Origin of the sequence: Streptomyces sp. FH025 (assembly GCF_017427025.1) — a bacterium.
In the GTDB taxonomy this organism is placed as follows: Bacteria; Actinomycetota; Actinomycetes; order Streptomycetales; family Streptomycetaceae; genus Kitasatospora.
On sequence record NZ_JAFLNG010000557.1, the window covers coordinates 1 to 5,265 of the forward strand.

The 5,265-nt window shown below is 75.0% G+C and carries 5 protein-coding genes; 3 read left to right on the forward strand and 2 right to left on the reverse strand.

The annotated features are described in order from the left end of the window. Positions 1–985 (reverse strand): ferredoxin reductase family protein (locus J0670_RS29260; protein WP_207814707.1); only part of this gene is annotated, 985 nt, incomplete at its 3' end. A gap of 248 nt (positions 986–1,233) precedes the next feature. Between J0670_RS29260 and J0670_RS29265 the strand changes: the two genes are divergently transcribed. Both J0670_RS29265 and J0670_RS29270 read left to right on the forward strand, forming a co-directional pair. Continuing rightward, positions 1,234–1,950, forward strand: a complete 717-nt coding sequence (locus J0670_RS29265) for a response regulator transcription factor (RefSeq protein ID WP_207814708.1) — start codon at positions 1,234–1,236, stop codon at positions 1,948–1,950. 59 nt (positions 1,951–2,009) lie between these two features. Continuing rightward, complete coding sequence (locus tag J0670_RS29270) at positions 2,010–3,464, forward strand: cell wall metabolism sensor histidine kinase WalK (RefSeq protein WP_207814711.1); 1,455 nt, start codon at positions 2,010–2,012, stop codon at positions 3,462–3,464. Here the strand turns inward: J0670_RS29270 and J0670_RS29275 are convergent. Further along, positions 3,436–4,461 carry a GlxA family transcriptional regulator gene (locus J0670_RS29275; RefSeq protein ID WP_207814709.1) on the reverse strand — a complete coding sequence of 342 codons (1,026 nt, stop codon included), beginning with the start codon at positions 4,459–4,461 and terminating at the stop codon, positions 3,436–3,438. The genes J0670_RS29270 and J0670_RS29275 overlap by 29 nt on opposite strands. 183 nt (positions 4,462–4,644) lie before the next feature. Between J0670_RS29275 and J0670_RS29280 the strand changes: the two genes are divergently transcribed. Further along, positions 4,645–5,235, forward strand: coding sequence for a cysteine hydrolase family protein (locus J0670_RS29280; RefSeq protein ID WP_207814710.1), 591 nt, complete (start codon positions 4,645–4,647; stop codon positions 5,233–5,235). Positions 5,236–5,265 lie beyond the last annotated feature (30 nt).

Consider the following 5,265-nt stretch of genomic DNA (forward strand, 5'->3'; position numbering starts at 1 on the left):
CCTCGGCCCGCACCCGCGTCCCGGGGCGCAGCCCGGCCACCGCCGCGCTGTGCCCGCCGAGGTCCTTGACCGTGAACCGGAGGAACTCCGGGTGCGGCGGCGCGGACAGCGAGTACGGGTTGGCGGCCCAGCGCAGCCCGGGCGCCTGGAACTGGAGCCGGAAGAACTGTCCGGGCTCGGCCCGGAGCTCGTCCAGCCGCCGCCCGGTGAGGAACAGCGACACCACCCCGGGCCCCTCGGGCCGCACCTCGGCCACGCGCAGCCCGTGCCGGCGGTCCAGCAGCCACGGCCGTAGCAGCCGGTACCAGCCGAGCAGTGCCGCCGTCCCGAAGTAGAGCGCGTACCAGGCGGCCTGTCCGGGCCCGCCGCCGAGGTCGGCGCCGGTGGCCAGCTGGTGGGCGAAGGCCAGCGCCACCGCGAGGTAGGTCGCCAGGTGCAGGTAGTACCAGGTCTCGTACGAGAGGCGGCGTCGTGCGGCCCGGGCGGAGACCAGGCCGGTGCCGAGCATCAGCAGGGTGCCGAGGGTGGCCTTGAGCATCTCGGGGTAGTGGAAGACGATCTCCACGCCCTCGTCGACCAGCCCCCGGCCGTCGGTCAGCGCGTAGCCCCAGATGGTGGTGAGCACGTGCACCGAGACCAGGGCGACCAGCCAGCGCCCGCCGAAGGCGTGCCAGCGGGCCAGCCGGTCGGCGCCGACGCCGCGCTCCACGGCGGGCAGCCGGGCCATCAGCAGGAGCAGCACCGGCGCCGCGTACCCGGCGAGCAGGCCGGTGATCCGCCCGGCGTTGGTCAGCCAGCCGGCCGCGCCGACCACGGCGGAGGTGCTGATCCACCACAGCCCGAGCACGCCGAGTGCCCCGACGGCGATCAGTCCGAGCGCGGCGCCCGGCGGCAGGGCGAGCGGCGGGCGCGCCGCCGCCCGGTGCCGCGCACCGGCGGACACCGGCGGATCGCGCCGCGGCTTCGGCGTGGTGGCGGTCGTCATCGGGGGAACCTCCTCACTCCCGGCGGCGGCGCGTGCCGCCCGGGCGGGTTCACGTTCGCACGACAAGCTCTGAGCCACCTCTGAACCGGGCCCGCCCGAGCGCCCGTGGAAACCACTGTCCGGGCAGGTCAGAGCGGATACAACGGTCCACGAACCGTCGTTGACGATCTCAGACGTTTCTCATCGCGCCGGGACAGAATCGCGACAGGCGAGAATGGGTGCCGCGCACCGAGAACCGAGGGAGCCCCATGGACGACACCGCCGACCGCCCGGAGTGGCGCGTCCTGGTCGTCGACGACGAACCGGACCTGGTGGAGGTGGTCTGCGGCGCCGTCCGCTACGAGGGCTGGCAGGCACGCGGCGCGACCACCGGTCTGGAGGCGGTGCGGGAGGCGGCCGACTGGCGCCCGCACGCCGTGGTGCTCGACATCATGCTGCCCGACCTCGACGGTCTGGAGGTGCTGCGCCGCATCCACGCCGAGCAGCCCGAGGTGCGGGTGCTCTTCCTCACCGCCCGGGACGCCGTCGAGGAGCGCATCGCCGGCATCGCTGCGGGCGGTGACGATTACGTCACCAAACCGTTCAGCCTGGCCGAGGTGGTGGTACGGCTGCGCGGGCTGCTGCGCCGGGCCGCCCCGCCCGCCGGGCCGAGCACACCGCCCCCGCACGCGCTGGTCCTCGGTGACCTGGTGCTGGACGAGCGGGCCCGCGAGGTGACCCGCGGCGGCGAGGTCATCGAGCTCAGCCCGACCGAGTACGCGCTTCTCGCCCACCTGATGCACCACCCCCGGCAGGTGCTCAGCAAGGCGCAGATCCTGGACGCGGTCTGGTCGTACGACTTCGGCGGGCAGGCGCACATCGTGGAGCTGTACATCAGCTACCTGCGCAAGAAGGTGGACGCGGGCCGCGGCCCGATGATCCACACCGTGCGCGGTGCGGGCTACCTGATCAAGGCCGCGCCGTGAGGAGCCCCGCGGCCCTCGCCCGCAAGCCGCTGCCCCGCAGGCTGCTGCCGCGCACCCTGCTGCCCCGCAAGTTGCTGCCCCGTACGCTGCGCGCCCGCCTGATCGCCGGTCTGCTGGTGCTGCTGGTGGCGACCTGCGCCGCCGTCGGCTTCGCCACCACCGGCGCGCTGCGCCACTTCCTGGTCGGCCGGCTCGACCAGCAGCTCACCGAGGCCGGCGGCCGCTACGCCGCGAGCCTGGAGCACACCGGCCAGGGCGCGAGCCCGGACACCCGGGCCCAGACCCCCGGCACCCTGGGCGTCCGGCTGCTCGACGGCACGGTCACCGCCGCGGGCGTGGTCGACGGGGACGCCGACGACCTCAGCGGCCCCGACGACGAGGACGACCGGGTGGGCTTCCCGTCCGCCCGGCAGCGCGCGCTCGCCGCCCTGCCCGTCGGCGGGCCCGCCCGCAGCCTCGACCTCGGCGGGACACTGGGCCGCTACCGGGTCCGCGCGGTGGCCGGGCGGGACGGCGACGTGCTGGTCAGCGGGCTGCCGCTGCGCCCGGCCGAGGAGACCGTGGACCGGCTGGAGACCCTGGAGCTGACCGTCTTCGCGGTCGTCGTCGCCGTGGCCGGCGCCGCCGGGGCGGTCTGGGTCGGCTGGTCGCTGCGCCCGCTGCGGCGGGTGGTCGGGATGGCCGAGCGGGTGAGCGCGCTGCCGCTGGCCAGCGGCGCCGTGATGCTGGCCGAGCGGGTGCCGGACGACGACCCGCGCACCGAGGTGGGCCGGGTCGGCGCGGCGCTCAACCGGATGCTCGGCCACGTCGGTGACGCCCTGGCCCGCCGGCACACCGTGGAGGAACGGCTGCGCGCCTTCGCCGCCGACGCCAGCCACGAGCTGCGCACCCCGGTCGCGGCCGTGCGCGGCCACGCCGAGCTGGCGCTGCGCCACCCCGGGGAGGTGCCCGGGCCGGTACGGCACTCGCTGGAGCGGATCGACGCCGAGGCGGTGCGGATGGGCGCGATCGTGGAGGACCTGCTGCTGCTCGCCCGTCTGGACGCCGGGCGCCCGCTGGCCGAGGAGGAGGTGGACCTCACCCGGATCGCGCTCAACGCCGTCACCGACGCCCGGGCCGCCGGGCCGGACCACCGCTGGCGGCTGGCGCTGCCCGAGGAGCCGGTGCTGGTGCGCGGGGACGAGCACCGGCTGAGTCAGGTGGTGGCCAACCTGCTGGCCAACGCCCGCACCCACACCCCGTCCGGCACCGGGGTCGAGCTGCGCCTCGAACACGCGGGGGAGCGGGTCGAGTTGAGCGTCGTCGACGACGGGCCCGGGATCGCGCCGGAGCTGCTGGGGCGGGTCTTCGAGCGGTTCGTCCGGGGCGACCGCGCCCGCTCGCGTGCCACCGGCTCCACCGGGCTGGGCCTGGCCATCGTCGAAGCCGTGGTCCAGGCGCACGGCGGTACGGTCGAGGCGGCGAGCCGGCCCGGCCGCACGGTGTTCACGGTACGGCTGCCAGGGGCGGCGTGAACTCCCCTGCCGGGCCGGTGCGGAAGCGCTGCCGGTAGTCGGTGGGCGTGGTGTCCAGGCGGCGACGGAAGGCGCGCACCAGGGTGTCCGTGGTGCCGAACCCGCAGGCGGTGGCGACGCGTTCGAGCGTGTCGTCGGTGGACTCCAGCCGCTGGCGGGCGAGTTCGACCCGCGCGGACTCGATGTAGGCGCTCGGGGTGGTGCCCAGCTCGGTCTTGAAGATCCGGGTCAACTGCCGTTCGCTGACGTGGGCGTGGGCGGCGAGGTCCGGGACGGTCAGCCTCCCGGTGAGGTTGCGCAGGATGTGGTGGCGCAGCTCCTCGATCCGCCGGGTGGCGGAGACCGGCTCCAGCGGGACGCTGAACTGGCTCTGGCCGCTGGGGCGTTTGAGGTACATCACCAGCTGCCGGGCGACCCGCAGGGCGAGCTCCTCGCCGAAGTCCTCGGCGACCAGGGCGAGCGAGAGGTCCAGACAGGCGCTTATGCCCGCGCCGGTCCACACCGCGCCCTCGCGGATGAAGATCGGGTCGGCGTCGACGTCTATCCCCGGGTACTCGGCGGCGAGTTGGGCGGCGGTCGACCAGTGCGTGGTGGCCCGCTTGCCGTCCAGCAGCCCGGCGGCGGCCAGCAGGTGCGCGCCCACGCAGACGGAGGCGACCCGGCGCGAGCGAGCGGCCAGCCGGCGGACGTGCTCGACCACGGCCGGGTCGGCGACCGCCCGGACGCGGCGGTCGTCGTCGATCTCGACCGAGCCGGGCACCAGCAGGGTGTCGATGGCGCCCTCGGCGGCCTGCTCGAAGGTCAGGTCGGGCAGGATCCGCACGCCCGCGGCGGTGGTGACGGGCTCCATGCTCGCGGCGGCCAGCGCCACCCGGTAGCCGGCCGCGTCGCCGCCCTCCCGCCGGACCAGTGAGAACACCTCCGGCGGTCCGGTGACGTCGAGCAGGTCGACGCCCTCGAACAGGACGACGACGATCGGACGCTGGACCGGTTCCACGAACGCGTTCCCCTCGGTTTCCGGGCGATGTCGGAATCTGCGTGTTGGACGGCATTGCCGCCATGCGGAGCCGACCGTAGCGTAATCGGTGCGGGCCGCACCACCTGTGACCTGCGCGGATCACCACCCACCCGCACCAGCCCCACCTGCACCAACCTCCGACCCGACGAAGGCGGTAGAGCCATGCCCACCACCACCCTGCGTGCCGTCACCGGCCTTGACGAGCAGCCCGCCGAACTCGGCGCGGCCACGCTGATCCTGGTCGACTACCAGAACACCTACACCCGTGGCGTGATGGAGCTGACCGGCTGGGAGCCGGCCCTCGACGCGGCGGCCGACCTGCTCGACCGCGCCCGGACGGCCGGGGCCACCGTCATCCACGTCATCCACGACACGGGTGAGGGCACGCCGTACGACATCCGCGCCGAGATCGGGCAGATCCACCCGAGCGTGGCCCCGGCGGAGGGCGAGCAGGTGGTGGTCAAGCAGGCCCCGGACTCCTTCGTCGGCACCAACCTGGGCGAGCTGGTCGACGCGGCCGGCCGCCAGGACGTCGTCATCGCCGGGTTCATGACCCACATGTGCGTCACCTTCACCACCGCCGGCGCCTTCCTGCGCGGCAACCGCCCCACCGTCGTCGCCGAGGCCTGCGCCACCCGCCCGTTGCAGTCCGGCGCGTCGGACCTCACCGCCGCCCAGGTCCACCGCGGCGCGCTCGCGACGATCGGGGACCTCTACGGCGTGGTCGTGGAGACGGCCGCCGAGCTCGGCTGACAACCGCGAGGGGACCCGCCACCCCGCGCC